At 47.2% G+C, this 15,537-nt stretch carries 16 protein-coding genes; 11 read left to right on the top strand and 5 right to left on the bottom strand.

The features are described 5' to 3' along the window. The first annotated feature begins 1 nt into the window (after position 1). Positions 2-352, top strand: a complete 351-nt coding sequence (locus tag FFM79_RS04630) for an AzlD domain-containing protein (protein WP_137642296.1) — start codon at positions 2-4, stop codon at positions 350-352. Positions 353-751: 399 nt separating this feature from the next. Continuing rightward, the gene (locus FFM79_RS04625) at positions 752-1,468 is read left to right on the top strand and encodes a sulfite exporter TauE/SafE family protein (RefSeq protein WP_137642295.1); all 717 of its coding nucleotides are present in this window, start codon (positions 752-754) and stop codon (positions 1,466-1,468) included. 36 nt (positions 1,469-1,504) lie between these two features. On the opposite strand, the gene FFM79_RS04620 is transcribed toward FFM79_RS04625, so the two are convergent. Genes FFM79_RS04620 through FFM79_RS04610 form a run of 3 tightly spaced genes read right to left on the bottom strand, consistent with a single transcriptional unit; the run spans position 1,505 to position 2,899 of the window. Further along, the gene (locus tag FFM79_RS04620) at positions 1,505-1,939 is read right to left on the bottom strand and encodes a helix-turn-helix domain-containing protein (RefSeq protein WP_137642294.1); all 435 of its coding nucleotides are present in this window, start codon (positions 1,937-1,939) and stop codon (positions 1,505-1,507) included. A gap of 43 nt (positions 1,940-1,982) precedes the next feature. Continuing rightward, on the bottom strand, positions 1,983-2,537 hold the full coding sequence (locus FFM79_RS04615; RefSeq protein ID WP_137642293.1) for a DUF4352 domain-containing protein: 555 nt from the start codon (positions 2,535-2,537) through the stop codon (positions 1,983-1,985). Positions 2,538-2,545: 8 nt separating this feature from the next. Then, positions 2,546-2,899, bottom strand: a complete 354-nt coding sequence (locus FFM79_RS04610; protein ID WP_137642292.1) for a DUF4064 domain-containing protein — start codon at positions 2,897-2,899, stop codon at positions 2,546-2,548. 72 nt (positions 2,900-2,971) lie between these two features. Here FFM79_RS04610 and FFM79_RS04605 point away from each other — a divergent pair, with 72 nt between their 5' ends. Then, entirely contained in the window at positions 2,972-4,006 is a 1,035-nt protein-coding gene (locus FFM79_RS04605; protein ID WP_137642291.1) for a protein kinase domain-containing protein, read from the top strand. 302 nt (positions 4,007-4,308) lie between these two features. Continuing rightward, positions 4,309-5,232, top strand: a complete 924-nt coding sequence (locus tag FFM79_RS04600; protein ID WP_137642290.1) for a hypothetical protein — start codon at positions 4,309-4,311, stop codon at positions 5,230-5,232. Between the two features lie 68 nt (positions 5,233-5,300). Here FFM79_RS04600 and FFM79_RS04595 read toward each other — a convergent pair whose 3' ends face one another. Next, complete coding sequence (locus tag FFM79_RS04595; RefSeq protein WP_137642289.1) at positions 5,301-6,497, bottom strand: SAM-dependent methyltransferase; 1,197 nt, start codon at positions 6,495-6,497, stop codon at positions 5,301-5,303. 143 nt (positions 6,498-6,640) lie between these two features. Between FFM79_RS04595 and FFM79_RS04590 the strand changes: the two genes are divergently transcribed. The 7 genes from FFM79_RS04590 (at position 6,641) to FFM79_RS04560 (ending at position 13,924) form a co-directional block, all read left to right on the top strand. Further along, positions 6,641-7,738: a cell surface protein gene (locus tag FFM79_RS04590; RefSeq protein ID WP_225424381.1), complete on the top strand. Its 1,098-nt coding sequence runs from the start codon at positions 6,641-6,643 to the stop codon at positions 7,736-7,738. Positions 7,739-8,118: 380 nt separating this feature from the next. After that, entirely contained in the window at positions 8,119-9,273 is a 1,155-nt protein-coding gene (locus FFM79_RS04585; RefSeq protein ID WP_137642288.1) for an ROK family protein, read from the top strand. 181 nt (positions 9,274-9,454) lie between these two features. Next, a complete protein-coding gene (locus FFM79_RS04580; RefSeq protein ID WP_170177377.1) occupies positions 9,455-10,528 on the top strand; it encodes an AI-2E family transporter in 1,074 nt (357 codons plus the stop codon). 76 nt (positions 10,529-10,604) lie between these two features. Then, positions 10,605-11,297: a 2,3-diphosphoglycerate-dependent phosphoglycerate mutase gene (locus FFM79_RS04575; RefSeq protein WP_137642286.1), complete on the top strand. Its 693-nt coding sequence runs from the start codon at positions 10,605-10,607 to the stop codon at positions 11,295-11,297. 189 nt (positions 11,298-11,486) lie between these two features. After that, positions 11,487-11,684, top strand: coding sequence for a hypothetical protein (locus tag FFM79_RS04570; RefSeq protein WP_137642285.1), 198 nt, complete (start codon positions 11,487-11,489; stop codon positions 11,682-11,684). Positions 11,685-11,953: 269 nt separating this feature from the next. After that, positions 11,954-12,202 (top strand): hypothetical protein, encoded by a 249-nt coding sequence (locus FFM79_RS04565; protein WP_170177376.1) that lies wholly within the window; start codon positions 11,954-11,956, stop codon positions 12,200-12,202. Positions 12,203-12,439: 237 nt separating this feature from the next. Next, the gene (locus tag FFM79_RS04560; RefSeq protein WP_137642283.1) at positions 12,440-13,924 is read left to right on the top strand and encodes a hypothetical protein; all 1,485 of its coding nucleotides are present in this window, start codon (positions 12,440-12,442) and stop codon (positions 13,922-13,924) included. Between the two features lie 150 nt (positions 13,925-14,074). On the opposite strand, the gene FFM79_RS04555 is transcribed toward FFM79_RS04560, so the two are convergent. Beyond that, a complete protein-coding gene (locus FFM79_RS04555; RefSeq protein WP_137642282.1) occupies positions 14,075-15,337 on the bottom strand; it encodes a replication-associated recombination protein A in 1,263 nt (420 codons plus the stop codon). Positions 15,338-15,537: the final 200 nt, after the last annotated feature.

The raw sequence follows: 15,537 nt of genomic DNA, 5'->3' as shown, positions 1-15,537 counted from the left end.
TATGCAATCAGTCAATACAATGAGTAGTTTAGATCACTTTTGGTTAGTCATTTTTTGCGCGATCGTGGCGTTTATTCCGCGGTTCTTTCCGTTGTTAATTTTTACGAAGCGTAAGATTCCAGAATGGTTTAACGAGTGGATGCGGTTTGTCCCGGTTTCGCTATTCACGGCGTTGGTCGTTAAGGGCGTATTTGTTGATAGTAAGTATCAGATCATAACGTCTGGTAATTTAGGTTTGATTATTGCGTCGATTTTGGTCGGCATAGTGGCGTACCGGACGAGGTCGATGACGTTGTCGGTGGTCGTCGGCCTGGGGTCGGTGATGTTTTTCGTTTTGGTGCTGCACATATAGGAAAGAACTGGGGAACTGGTTCTTTTTTTGTAGAGTGTGAGGCCAAGCGGGTTGGTCTGAGGATTAGCCTAGCCACCGATATGATGCGGGCTTTGCATTGTATCGGTGGCGTAGCTAACCGCAGGACCATGCTTGGCCGAACACGTTTCGGCGATAAGGCAGGGGAAGCACTGTGCCTGGGTTTGGCGATGGCGACTTAGCGTAGCAAGCGCAGGGGTCAGCTGGGGCGAGCACGTTTCGGCGATAAGGCAGGCAACGCCGCCGTAACCTAGCACGCAACCAACCACCACAGTCACCAGTGTCTCAAATACATAGCACGGCTCAAGCGGGTCCACGCGTTTCGAGCTGTTCAGCAAAATAAAAGCGGTTTCCGAACCGCTAACAAAGAAGGTGACAGTGGTGACGTGGTTGTTAGTCCTGCTGCCGGGATTTTTAGCCGGGTTAGTGCAGGGATTGACTGGCTTTGGTGCGGCAATTATCATGATGATCTTTCTACCGCAGTTGTTTGCGATGGGTACGAGCGCCGGGGTGGCTGGTTTGATCATGGTGGCGAGCGTCGTTACGATGGTCTGGCGGTACCGGGCCCACATTCAGATTAAGCGCATCATTATTCCGTTTTTGATCTACGCGAGCGTGGCGGCCTGGTCCGTGCACCTCGGACAGGTATTGGATATTCAGTTGTTGCGGCACCTGCTGGGTGGCTTATTGTTAGCGTTAGCGATTTACTTTTTAGTTAATCGCCGTGCCGATAATCAGCGTTATCCGTGGTGGTTGGCGGGTGCGTTTATGATTATTTCCGGTTTTTTTAACGGCTTGTTTGGCATTGGGGGACCGTTAATGGCGTTGTACTTTTTGTCGTTAGCGGATACGACTGCCGATTACCTGGCTAATTTACAGACGTTTTTCATGATTGACGTCGTATACATTACGACCGTGCGGGTGTTAAACGGAATCATCACGGCCAATACGATCCCACTAATTTTAATTGGGATGGTTGGTGCGATTTGCGGGACCGTTTTGGCAACTCGCATTTTACCGCACGTCCCAATGGTTGCGGTTAAGCGGTTGATTTATATTTTTATCGGCTTGGCCGGAGTTTATTATTTGTTTTTTTAACGCAAAAGCGTCCTACCGCATTGGCAGGACGCTTATTTAGTTATCGGCAGTAATGGTACCGAGACCGTATTGGAACAGTAGGTCGTCGGTGTGGTTGAGGTCGTAGCGCTGAACGAGCCCAAAGATAACGAGGGCGTCCCACTCATCCTTAGCGTACAGGGTGGCGTAGCCGGTCCGCTTGAGCATCGTGTTAAGTTCGCTCAGGCCAAGGCCAAAACCGAAGCCAAGCGCAATCATCCGGGCGCGGCTTGGCCGCCGCTTACCATCAAAATATTGATAGCCGGTCGCCGGTGTTAAATTGGCTTGCCGGATAACCTGGCTTTTCGTTAACTGTTTGACTTGCAATAGCTCGGCCAAGTATTCGGCCGGGGGACGACAAGTGAAACTGGGCGCTAAAGTGGGCATGAACTGGTCGACGTTACTAGCCGTCTTGATTGCATGCAGTAATTCTTTAGTGGCGCGTTCGTTCATTTGCTAACTCCAATCATGATTAGTGGTTTAAGTTTACCAAAAATTATTGGAGTTTAAAGGTCAAATGTTTTTCACTGAAAAAGCTAGGCGTGTAAATTAATTCAACAGTGCCGTCAGTTGGTGCCTGCGCGACGATGTTTCCGGTCACCGTGCCACCCTTTGTGAGGCTTCCAGTTTCGAGGCGGTTATCATCATCGACTGCGAATTCATCAAAATCAGTCATGTTACCGCCAGCTTTGATCTTAAAATCCAGCGGGTTATAATTGATTTCTTTAGCACCCTTATTTGTTAAGGTCACATTGACTTGGTAGTATTGATTGCCAGTTTTTGGTGTTGAAAAGCCCGCGTTTTCGCTGGCACTTTTATCCACTTTGTTAACCTTTAATTCAACGCCGTTAATGACGGCGGCTTCGCCGACCGCGTGCACTTTTTGGTCGTCACTAGCGGGCTTACTGGAAGCGGTGGTTTTCTTGCTAGCTGACGAGGCTGGGCGGGTGTCTGCGTGGTCGTCGGCAGGGTTAAGCAAACTGACGAAGAGAAAGACACCGACGATGGCTAAGACCCAGATCCACCATTTTTTTAATAAACTTGTTTTCATGCTAATTCCTACTTTCTGAATGTGAGTAAGCCGGCTAACACGAGTAGCAGGCCGCTAAGGATTCCAAATAGACCAACGGTAATGAAATTGATGACACCACTGGCAATGAGTAACCAGCCAATTAAGCGGGGGTTACGCTTGACCATGATGGCAAAAATAATAGCTAGAAATGAAACGGCGATGCAGCCGAAACCAGCGGTGCTGATATCGTTGTTGTCACCAAGGGCGGAGCTGACGGCGCCTAAGAACATGGCTGCGACGCCGGCCCCCATGCCGCAGACGCCGCCGAGAATTCCGAGTACCTGTTCGGCGACCCGTGAACGGCCAGAAGTGGGACTTGCGATGTTAGTTGATTTTGACATTGTATTTCCTCCAAAAAATCGTTAATATTAAGCGTTAAGTTTTAGTACAATCCCGGAAAGGACGGATTTTAGATGTTACCAATCGTGGAGGCGATGCAACTGCTTGCGGCGGCCGACTACCAACCCCTAGGTCCACTCGTTGATCAACGTGAATTCCCCTTACTCGTCAAAAAAGAGCGCGTGGTCTACGTGGCTAAACTGGCACAGTTAGCCGAGCTGCCAGTTTTAGAGAAATTGCTTGTCAATCCCGTGGTGCGGATGCCGCGACTACGGGCGATTTTACCTGGGCAGGTCTGTGCAGTTAGCGTTGAAACGCTGATTAACGGTCAGACGCTGGCCGCTTACCTACATGCTAACGGGCCACTGCCCGCTCGGCAGGTGACCCAGCTGGCAACCGAGTTACTGGCGACCTTGCAGGCGTTAGCGCAGTTAGGCATCGTTCACCGCGATGTGAAATTGAGTAACATTATGTTGAGCGGGGGGCACGCGTATTTAATCGACGTTAACGCAGCCCGGTTCTATCAGAAGCAGGCCACTACGGATACCCGGTTGCTCGGAACCAGTGGTTTTGCCGCACCAGAAAATTACGGTTTTGCCCAAACTGACCAGCGCAGTGATCTGTACGCCTTGGGCATCGTCTTAAATTGCCTGTTAACGGGGGCGCCCCCTGGTCCGGGACCAACGCGCGTTACCGCGCTTCGACCGTGGAACGCCATCCTTAAGAAGGCGACGGCCTTGGATCCAGCGCATCGTTACCAAACGGCCACCGAAATGTTGGCAAGTTTGCCAGTTAACCGCCCCCAGCGCTTACGCTTGTTTACGGCCCAGCGCTATTGGCCTAGCTGGTTGCAAGTGCGGCGTGGGTTGGGCCGCACGTACGGGTTGTTCTGGCTACTGATTATTTTAGTGGGCTTTGAACAACGGGGACTTGCACGGCAATTAGACTTTTACTGGGGGAGCTTTGTGTTGATTGGCCTCCCAGTGGTTGCCACCAGTTGCAACCGGCTGTTGAGGCGGCGGTGGTCGCTTCAACAGTGGCAACGGCGGCGGGGTTGGTTGCGGGCACTTGAAACTTTAGTGATTTTGTTTCTGTTGGCTCGGATTTAGAGCTAATTGGCTGAGCGTAGTCCGTCCCGTGCGATATAGTCGAAACGTGCTCGGCCCAGCTGATGACTGCGCCTACTACGCTAAGTCGCCATCGCCCAGCCCGCGATAACGCCTTAGCTAGGTAGTGCTCAGCGTCAACCCGCTGTTCCTCACACTCTTAGCATATCAGCCCACATCCCCCAATGCTTATGCAGTTAGCATACACAAACCGGAAATTTTGAGTGCACCGAAAACTTGTGTTACAATACTAGTCGCTTTATTTAAAATAGGCATAATTTTTGATATACGAAAGGAATATTAGAATGCAAACAGCACAACCAAGTTTTCGGCGCTACTTGATCGGGTGGGCGCTCGTGCTCACAATGGTCGCGAGTGCAACCTGGTTAGGCGACGTTGAAGTTATTTTACCTGAAATTGGCGCGTTAACGGCTGGTACCTGGGTTTACCGCAAAGCGGACTGGATTGCCCAGCCCGCAAAACTCTTTTGGGCACCGTCGGGAACGGCGGTGATCGGTTTTCTCATTAACCGGCTCCCAATTAATTACCCCCTAAAAGTTATCCTAGGACTCTTATTAATGCTCGTCCTTTTAAAACAGCTCCGCTCGAACCTTGCGCCGTCCTTTGCGACCGGCCTGCTTCCAATCATCATCAACGCGACTCATTGGTCGTTTATTATTGCAATCTTCTTTTGGACACTAACGTTAATGGTGGGCGTTCGGTGGCAAAAAGCACGCGTAACCGCCCCCGTCCAAACGGTTGAACCGGCCGCAATTCACGGTTGGCAAATGTTGGGCTTTACGGTGCTCGCGCTTGGCTGGGTCGGCGCGGTTTGGCTAGCGGGCCAGCCCCAAATGGCTGGGATTCCGCCGGTTATCGTCGTTTTCTTTGAGGCGCTTCAAAACCCTAACTATAATCATCGCGTTGCGTGGCGGCAGTGGGTCGCCCTAGTCGGCGCTGCTAGTATCGGGGTGGTCAGTTACTTACTGCTGGGCGCCTGGCTACCAGCCGCCGTGGTGAGTTTGCCACTAGTTTATGGCTTGCTCCGCGGACTTAAGTTACAACTACCCGCGGCGTTTGCGTTTCCACTGTTGGCCCTGGTTTTACCCCAACGGATGTTTACGACCTTGCCGTTGGCAGCAGCATTAGCGGCCGGCTTCTTCCTGGGAAGCCTCGTCCTTTACCGCGAAGTGCTCCCGTTACTGTATGCGCGCTTAGTAAGTGATTGATAGGATAAAAAAATTGCTTGATTCAACCTAGTTAAACTAGGCCGGATCAAGCAATTTTTTAAAACGCATTAAACTTCTTCGGCAATGGTGTTGTCACCATACATGTATTCGCGCGTCATTGGTAAGTTCCGTGATGACGGTCCCTTAGAAACGAGGTACTGCATAACGTCGATGTTACCAGACTGGAACGAAGCGGCGCAGGCTTGTAAGTATAAGTCCCACATCCGGGTAAAGCGGGTGCCCATCTTGGTTTCGATTTCGGCCCGTTTTGCGTTGAAATTTTGGTCCCAAATTTCAGTCGTCCGTTGGTAGTGCCGACGTAACGTTTCAACGTCGTCAATTTGTAACCCACAGTCCACGATGTGTTGTAAGTTTTCGGTCATCCCAGGAACGTAGCCACCCGGGAAGATGTACTTATCAAGCCAACCGTTCGTAGCGCCACCTTGTTGACGGGTGATACCGTGTAAGAGGGCGATACCTTCTGGCTTAAGGTAGTGGTTAACCCGTTCGAAGTACATGGCTAAGTTGGCCTTACCGACGTGTTCAAACATCCCCACACTAGTAATGTAGTCGTAGGTTTCATCACCGAGTTCACGGTAGTCTTCCAGGCGAACTTCAGCAACGTCGCTTAAGCCTTCGTCTTGGATGCGTTTGGAAACGAGGTTGTATTGTTCTTGCGAGAGGGTGATCCCGACAACCTTGAGGCCGTATTCTTTAGCGGCGGTTAGCATTAGGGTTCCCCAGCCACAACCAATGTCGAGCAGAGTCTTGCCGGGTTGTGGGTTTAGTTTTTGGATGATATGGTGGACTTTATTAATTTGGGCGTCTTCCAAACTATCATCTTCATTTTTGAAGTACGCACAGGAGTACGTTAAAGTGGGATCCAACCACATTTCGTAAAAGTCGTTCCCAACATCGTAGTGACTCTGGATGTCTTCTTGACTCTTCTTTTCAGAGTGGGACTGTTTCGGCATGAACCGCTTAAACTTACTATTATTAAAGAAGCTTTCGGCGGATTCGTAAGCCGATTCAATCAATTTTTGGATGCTGCCTTCAATTTCAATGCGGCCGTCCATGTAGGCTTCACCGAGAGCAATCGATGCGTTTTTGGTGATTTCTTTCATTGGAACGGCTTCTTTGAACGTCACCGTTACTTCTGGTGTGCCTTCACCATAAGTCTCGCTACTGCCGTCCCAGTAATTGACGGTAACTGGGATGTTGAAGGAGTGACTTAAGAGGGTGCGGTAAAAAGTCTTTTCTAGCATATTACGATAAGGATCCTTTCTTCATGAAAATACAGCCCTCATTATACGCCTATGAAAATCTTTTTGTAAGCGCAAGCCCCTCGTTTTCATTCAAAAGCATGCTATAATAAACTAACTATTAAGTATTCCGGGGGGTGGCAGACGTGAAAAAATGGATGTGGATTGTGGTCACGATCATTGTGGCAATCGGTGTGGGTGGCTATTCATACACGCGCTACCGCCTGCAGGAACAAGCTTATGCGAGTGAAATGCGAGATGGGCGCCAAGCGCTGTCTGACCGGGATTACACGCAGGCCGTTACGGAATTTACCCGGGCGACCCGGACAAAGGCCCGTGCAACGGCGGCCCAACGCTACCTAACTCAAACGCAAACCTACGTGGATGCGCAGGCCGCCTTTAACAAGCGGCACTACACCACAGCTAAACAAGATTTTACGACGGTCCAACAAACTAAGCGGGCGTCGCAATTACTGGTGAGCCGGGCTCGGACGCAGTTAATGACCATTAAACAGGTTGAGCAACAGCGGCAGGCCTTTCAACGCCAGTATCAACGGGCACGGCAGTTAAACCAGGCAAACGAATTTACGGATTCGAACTGGGTCCTGACAGTGATGTTACAGGATGAAAAGTTAAAGCAACACCAGTATCAGGATATTTATCGGCACGTACGGGCCTTGCGGGAGCAAAACAACGCGTCACTGGAAGCCTTGACCGGTTCAACGCCGGTTTTGGATAGTGCGAGCCAGCGGGCGACCTTGGCGGGCCAAACTGGGACGCAGGCCGATACGTCATCAGCGGCATCTTCAACGAATAAAGCCGCCACGAGCACGAGTCAGGCTGCGGCGACGAGCCAATCGGCGGCTAAGCAAACGGCGCAGTCAGCCGCAGCGGCCACTAAGGAGACGAAGCAGCCGGCTACGGCGCAACCAACTGAGACCGAACGGCAAGCACGAATTCAGACCGCGCGGGCGACGTTAACGGCGGCTGGGCTGAACGGCTATACGTATACGGACGAACAAATTGAGGCGCTTTTACAGCGGGCGAATGATAATCACTTGTCGTTAGTCCAAGCGGCCGAACAACGGCAATTTAGCGCGGATCAAATTAAGGCGGCCCGGCAAGCGTTAACGAGTGCGGGAATCGACAATCAACAGTATAGTGATAATCAGATTGTGACCCTGTTACAGCGGGCCAGTGCCGAGAATTTAACCCTGGATCAGGTCGTTCGCGACAGCCAATAAATATAAATATATTAATATCAGTATGGAAATATACTTTACAATCATCGATAAAACTCCTACTTTGAGGTGCTTATCGGTGATTTTTTTATAAAAACTATTATAGAATGTATCTGTAAGGACGGATGACTTTCGTTCTACAGTTGTTTGCGCCGTGGGGGCGGTCAATTTATACAAGTTTGGGGCGATTTTTTAGCGCTGTTATGTCAAAATGAGTATAAATATGACTATTTTGTGTACTATTTTGGTTTGATGCTATAGAATATTAACAGATTAGGGGGTTAAGGTGCCAATCGGTTATCAAATTCATGGCAGGTCGAAGAAATTGCTTTGACAATCTAAGTAGACGATTTGGTAAACGAGTGTGGGCATCGAAATTCAGTATGATTATTAATAAACATGTAATGCGCAGTACCAACGAAAAGCAAGTTCTGCAACAGGTTATTAATGAAGGACCAATTAGTCGGAGTCAAATTTCACGGAACCTCAGCTTAAACAAGGTGACGGTTTCAGATATTTATAACCAATTATTGCGGACGCAGTTCATCAAAGAAATTGGTTGTGGCGTTAGCACCAAAAATGGTGGCCGCAAACCAGTGATGGCCGAATTAAACGTCAACTATGGTTTTGTTGCCAGCATTGACTTATCCGAAACTGCGGTTAAGTTAATGTATTCACGGCTCAATGGTAAGATTCTCCATTTCCAAAGCTTTAAGACGAATGAAATGACGTTAACTGACGTGATTGACTTAATTGAAGATCAGTTACGTAACGTTGACGATTATGGTACGGTTCACGGCTTGATGGGGGTCGCAATTGCCTTGGACGGTATCATTTATGAAAACAAGATTTTAAAGACACCAATTAAGTGCCTGGCAAACTTTGACTTGGCCAAGTACTTGCGTGATAAGTTACGGATTCCAGTGATGCTGGAAAAGAAAGCCAACTTAACGGCCGTATTTGAACGGGACTTCCACGATAACGAAATCTTCAATAACGTGGTTTCGATTGTCGTGCGTGATGAGATTCATGCCGGCATCGTTGCTGATTCCCGGCTTTATTCTGGTCATGAAGGAGAAGCCGGCGAAGTTGGGACGGCCTTGCTTGAAGATCTGCACCTGGAAAATCACATGGAATCAGTCAACGACTATGCTTCTGAAAAAGCCTTATGGGCGCGGTTAAAAGCAATCAAGCACGTTGATCGCTTGGACCTGACGACCGTTAAGCACGACTACATTAACCACGACGAAGCCGTGACGAAGGTCTTCAATGATTTCGTTTACTACCTATCGAAGGTTGTTTCGAACGTTTCAACGGCGTTTGCGCCTGACGTGGTGGTTTTAAACACAACTGTTCTTGAAATTTTACCACAATTATTGGCAGATATTCGGGAAACGACGGCTAAGATGTCTTCACCAAGTCGGCAAGTGCCAATTATTGCGACTAAGAACGTCCAATCGGCAGCCTTACTCGGTGGTGCTTCAATCATTATTCACCAAGCCCTTGGACTTGAAAGCCTCAAGATGCACTTTTCATAAAACCGAACTGTAATAGTAAACGAATGTAAGAAGTTTACACAGGTACCCGCTGGTGGTTTCGTAGGAATCACTGGCGGGTACTTTACGTTATATTTGCACAATTAAAATAGATTCTTAACTTTTATTCGCGGTATTTTTCGTTAAAATAGGGCTATGGATGATATATAGAGGGGTGGATTCTTTGGAATTTTGGGCGCGCTTTATTCGCAATGTTCGCTTGCGCCGGGCGGTCGTGTTATTGTTAATCGTCGTTTGCTTATACTTTGCAGCTAGTATGATGAGCATTATTTTACTGACGTTTATCTTCACTTTTTTAGTCACACAGCTAGTCCGGACAATTCGGCGGTGGGTTAAAATCCCACCGACTCTAATTGTATTGGCCATTTATGCGTTGGTTATTCTCGGCATGTACTTTGCGGTTTCGATTTATTTACCAAAGCTAATGAAGCAAAGTTTCTTAACGTTTGAGTCGGTGTATAAATTTTATCAGGATCCCAGCAACGATACGAACCAGTTATTAACCTGGGTGACGTCGTACTTTCAGGAGTCCGACATCATTAAGCAGCTTAAGGGCGGTATTTCAGTGCTCTTTGCGTACATTACTAACATTGGTAATATGGGCTTAACGTTCTTCCTATCGTTTATTCTGAGCTTCTTCTTTACGATTGAGGGCCGCCAGATGGGCGCGTTTTCCAAGCGCTTTTTAACGAGTACTTTCGGCTGGTTTTTTCAGGACGTCTACTTTTTTGCCCAAAAATTCGTCAATAGTTTTGGAGTTGTTTTAGAAGCGCAATTTTTGATTGCCATCGTAAACACCGCCATTACGGTTGCGTTTATGGCCGTTTTACAAATGCCGCAATTAATCAGTTTGGGGTTAATGATCTTCTTGTTAAGCCTCATTCCAGTCGCGGGCGTAATTGTCTCGACGATCCCGCTAAGCCTGATCGCCTATTCGGTCGGGGGCGTTCGCTACGTGGTTTATATGTTGATCATGATTGTAATTGTCCACGCACTGGAAGCGTACGTCCTCAACCCCAAGTTCATGTCAAGTCGCACGGAACTGCCCATTTTTTACACCTTCGTCGTGTTATTGGTCAGCGAACGGCTCTTTGGCGTCTGGGGGCTAATTGTCGGGGTACCGATTTTCAACTTCATTTTAGATATTATCGGGGTGAAACCGGTTCATGGCTTGCACCCGAAAATAAATTTGAAAAAAACGATCACTTTTCATCCGGATTCTGAAAATAAGGACTGATATTGTTTTGATTTTTCGGGGTTTCAGTGTAGAATAAGGGAAGTAAATAACTATAAGAAAGAGGTCATTAACTGCTATGGCAAAATTAGTATTGATTCGTCACGGTCAAAGTGAATGGAACTTATCTAACCAATTTACTGGTTGGGTAGACGTTGATTTAAGTGAAAAGGGTGTTGAAGAAGCTAAGGCGGCTGGTAAGAAAGTTAAAGAAGCCGGCTTACAATTCGACTATGCCTTTACTTCAGTTTTGACTCGTGCCATCAAGACTTTGCACTATGTATTGGAAGAATCCGACCAACTTTGGATTCCTGAAACCAAATCATGGCGCTTAAACGAACGTCATTACGGTGCTTTACAAGGTTTAAACAAGAAGGAAACCGCTGAAAAGTACGGTGACGACCAAGTGCACATCTGGCGTCGTTCATATGACGTTTTACCACCATTATTGAGCGCTGATGATGAAGGTTCAGCTGTTAACGATCGTCGTTACGCTGACTTAGACCCGAACATCGTCCCTGGTGGCGAAAACTTGAAGGTTACTTTGGAACGGGTTATGCCTTTCTGGGAAGACCAAATCGCTCCTAAGTTGCTTGATGGCAAGAACGTCATCATCGCAGCCCACGGTAACTCACTCCGGGCCCTTTCAAAATACATCGAACAAATTTCTGACGATGATATTATGAACCTCGAAATGGCTACTGGTGAACCAGTTGTTTACGACTTTGACGACAAGTTAAAAGTTTTAGGCAAAGAAAAGTTAGGCAAATAATTAAATAGTTATTTACTGATTTTGGAGCACTCCGCTTTTAATGAGGGGAGTGCTTTTTTGGGCGCTAAGGTCGGATCGTATCTGATGAAGTTGGCATTTGGTGACAAATGGACGCTAAACGGACGCTACTTGTGATCATGAAAGCTAAACTTTAGGTTGCATGACCGTTTTTAGAGGAGGACTTTTACAATGTATGATGAAGCTGAATTACTGGAAGCTAAACGCCAAATTGATTCCACCGTGCATAAGATTCAGGAAGTTGTTAAGACCTTTGAAGCTAAGGAGCAGCCTGAGCGTTATAAGTCCCAGCTGACTTTGGCAAAGCGCCGCTTGAAGGCGTTTGGGATTGCCACGCAGTTAATTGATGACCAACTAGCACGAAAGTAACTGTTAGTTGAAGGCCCATATAAAATGAAATAGATTAGTATCACTAGTGGTGGTTCCCGACTTGAAAGCTTTGGTTGGTATCACTAGCTAGGTGATTATAAATTAAATTAATGAATTAATGGTGGTGGTCGCTAATTGGTCACTACCAGTTAAAGCGGCGACCAAGAGGTAGGTGCTAGGAGGGTGAGTTTAAACTAAGCCCCCTTAGCCCCCAAGCCCCCCGATAAATAAGGCAGAATGAATTAAAAGAATTGGAGTTCAAATTTAATATGAGTGAAAAAGTAGCAGCTAATGAAGTCACCCAACGTGAAATGATCCGAATCATCGGCCTGTTCCGCAAGAACGGCTTTAAGGGTGAATACCTGAGTTTCCAGCACGTCGCTGACGAAGGTGCCGCGTACTTCGTGGTGATGGGCGACGAAAGTAACGGAACGCAAGGGTTGTTCAAAGCTAACTTGTTGACGGAAACGATTGAGTTCCAGTATATGTTGGATGAAGATCACGTTGTAAGTAAATAATAGCTAACTAGTAAAGAAGAGTGACATCTATTTTTAAGAGTCACTCTTTTTTTGGGAGTATAAAATATCTTGTGTAAAATTAGAACTTTTAAACGGATTACCTCGACCCCAACGTCACCAAAACAGCGTTATCAATTCATTAAATAGTTTTAGTGCTGGCTATCAATCAAAAACCATGTTGCTTCTTGCGCGGGTATGCTAAGCTAATGGTAAAAACAAAGTGAAAAGGGTGTTACAATGAACGAGCAAAAAGAAATGATGGCGATGCTTGATGCAACGCAAAATTGCCAAACGGTCCGCTATCCGCTACCAGCAACGATCGATGAATTGGGTTTAAGACGCGACCAACAACAACTAACCCAACTTTTCAAGAAGATGGATCCGGACTACTCGGCGGATATTGAAGCCATGGTTGACTACATCGTTGCTATGCAGCGACTTTGCTTTAACCGCGGGCTAAACCAAATCACGCCCGAATCAATGGCTGATTTAATGACGGTCGCTTTTCCGGCGGGACATATGGATGACGAGGAACTCAAAATGATGACTGGCCTGGCCGGCTTTATTTTGCACCTTTTAGATGATGCCCAGGTTATTCAAACGCCCAATGTTGATGAGCGCTACTTAACGGCCCTTGAAAAAACGCGTCCGGACTTAACGGCCGATATCCCCATGGAAACGGAAATGGACGAACCCAAGAACCCGCTTGCGGCAATGGCAGCCCAAGGTTTCTTTGATTGTGACCCGGTTGTACTCTTGGATGAAGATGAGACGTTGTTCTTTGCACAACCAGATATCCAGGGGATTGATCTGAATGATTTTATTGAAACAATTGCCAAAAAGCACAGTCCGCTTCAATTGCTCGCCGCTTACCGGTTGTTTCAGGGTGAAAATTACCAATTTTCACGGATTTTAACGGCGGATCAACTTGTGAATGGTCGCGAACCCAGTGAGCACGAAATACGCTTTCAGTTGAAGTTGTTCTGGCTACGCTTAAGGCGGCTTCGAACCGAAGCGGTTTTGGCAGAGATTAAGGTTTATCATCAATTCTTACGCTTCTGTCTAGATAACGGAGGGCTAACTGCTCGCCGGTACGCTAAATTATTAAAATATGGTAATCAAGAAGCGCTCGCAATCTTGCTGAGTGCGCCGGACAGTTTGGGTGACTGGAATTCACTCGATAAGGAAAGTCAGCGGATGGTGGATGGAATTTTCACTAACCCGAACTATACATTAAATCTCAAAGCTGCCCGGGCGCTCTTCAAAAAAATTCGGTACCAACCAGTTGATGAAATTCTTCATCAGCCAACGTACCCACTAGTCTTGTCTAAGCCGCTTGATCAGCATCAACTGGACTTGGAGATGCAACGTGCAATTAAGAGTTTAACGTTGATGATGACTGATGTCCCCCGAGACCTGTTCCCAGATATTGAAAATTATAAGGCCTTTACGCTAAAACTGCATAAGCGAATGGTTCAGCACTATCACCGACGTTTAAACCGCTGGACAGAGGAGAGTTTATTGGAGTGCTTGTGTGATGTTTTCCGAGAAGATCAGTGGGCTGCAACCCATCCAACCATCCTAAGATTTTTAGAAATTTATGTAGAATTCTTAGGTGACATGGGGTATGTTAAAAATGAGGATGCCTTATATAATGCGCTTTGGCATTCGATGGCAGACTATTTGACTATCAGTGAGAATGCGGTCGCAAGCAAACTCTAAGTGTGGTAGTGGTTTTAAAGGTGACCGGTTAGTCAAATTACTGGTTGCTTAAGCGAGTCACGTGCTTGCCTAAATTAAATGAATATTAACAAAAAGACACTGGCAACCCGCTTTTTTAGGCGTGCGTTTCCAGTGTCTTTTTGCATGGGATTAATCTGGGTAATCAGCTTGATAAATATAGCGGTGCAACTTCAAGTACTGGGCGCCTAACTTCTGCTCATTACGATTGTCCTTGGGATAATAATAGCGCCGGCCTTCCAAGCCCTTGGGCATGTAATTTTGCTGGGCAATCTGATAAGGAGCGGTAAATGGCGATTCCATCAGACCGCCGCCGGTAATTTCTTCAGAATGCTTGTAGTGCATGTCGCGCAAATAACTGGGCATCGGGTGCGCATTCGGATGCGCCGTATCCTGATCAAGTTTTTCCCAAATTTCATCGAAAGCGCCCGACTTAGGCGACAGGCACATCAGCATCGTGGCAAACATCAGGGGGTATTTGGCTTTCGGCATGCCAACTTTTTCAGCTTGATTGGCGGCGACCACGATTTGCGTCACCTGCTGAGGATTAGCCAAACCAATGTACGTGTAAGGAATTTCGCGTAACCGCCGAACCACGGACGGTAAGTCGTTATTTTTCAGTAATACGGCTAGGTAGTAAAGGGCGGCATCAGTATCGGAGCCCGCTAGCGAATCGGAGTAGGCGGCTAGATAGTCGTAGTGCTTGGTTGCCTTCTTATCAAAATTAAAGTGTTGCTGCTGGGCGAATTTTTTTACGTTAGCAACGCTAATCTGATTAGGATTGAGGGCGTGAATGGTTTCCAAGGTATTAAGGGCGATTCGGAGATCGCCATCAGCGGCAACCGCAATCAATTGCAGCGCCTGGTCGTCAACCTGCGCGGCGGTGAGTTGATAAATAGCCGTTACGGCTCGTTTCAACGTGGCCGTAATGGCTTGTTCGTTCAGTGATTTGAACTCAAAAATCTGACTGCGGGAGCGAATCGCGGGCACAATCGACATGATTGGATTTTCCGTTGTTGACCCGATTAGCATCAAGTGACCGTTTTCTAAGTGCGGGAGTAGGAAATCCTGCAAGGTTTTAGTCATGCGATGAATTTCATCAATCAGTAAGATGAACGACTGGTCAGGATACTGGTTAATCCGCGCCGTTAACTTGGCCTTATTGTCAATCGAAGCGTTGAACGCTTCAAATGGATAAGCGTTTTCCTTGGCAATAATGCGGGCCAGAGTGGTTTTACCAGTGCCGGGTGGCCCCCAAAATATTAACGGGATGTTGACGTGTTGGTCAATAATTTGTCTGAGTGGTTGACCGGGCTGCAAGAGCTCATGTTGACCAACCATTTGGTCTAAAGTTTGGGGCCGCATTTGATCGGCGAGTGGGGTTTTAAAAGACACGGCGAGTGCTCCTTTCAAAAGATAGTTGCTCAGGCCCGTACTGGGTGTAGTCAATTATCATACCACGCCACTTTACTGCCATAAATGATTCTGTTCGTCACTTGATGAGCTTAGTTACAGGTCATTCGTCATTCTAAACGTCTCTATAACCGTCGTTATAAATTATTTATAATGGTGATAATTATTAAAGGAGTGTGCGG

This window comes from Lactiplantibacillus modestisalitolerans (assembly GCF_005405425.1).
GTDB lineage: Bacteria > Bacillota > Bacilli > Lactobacillales > Lactobacillaceae > Lactiplantibacillus > Lactiplantibacillus modestisalitolerans.
This window is presented reverse-complemented; position numbering and strand designations above follow the sequence as displayed.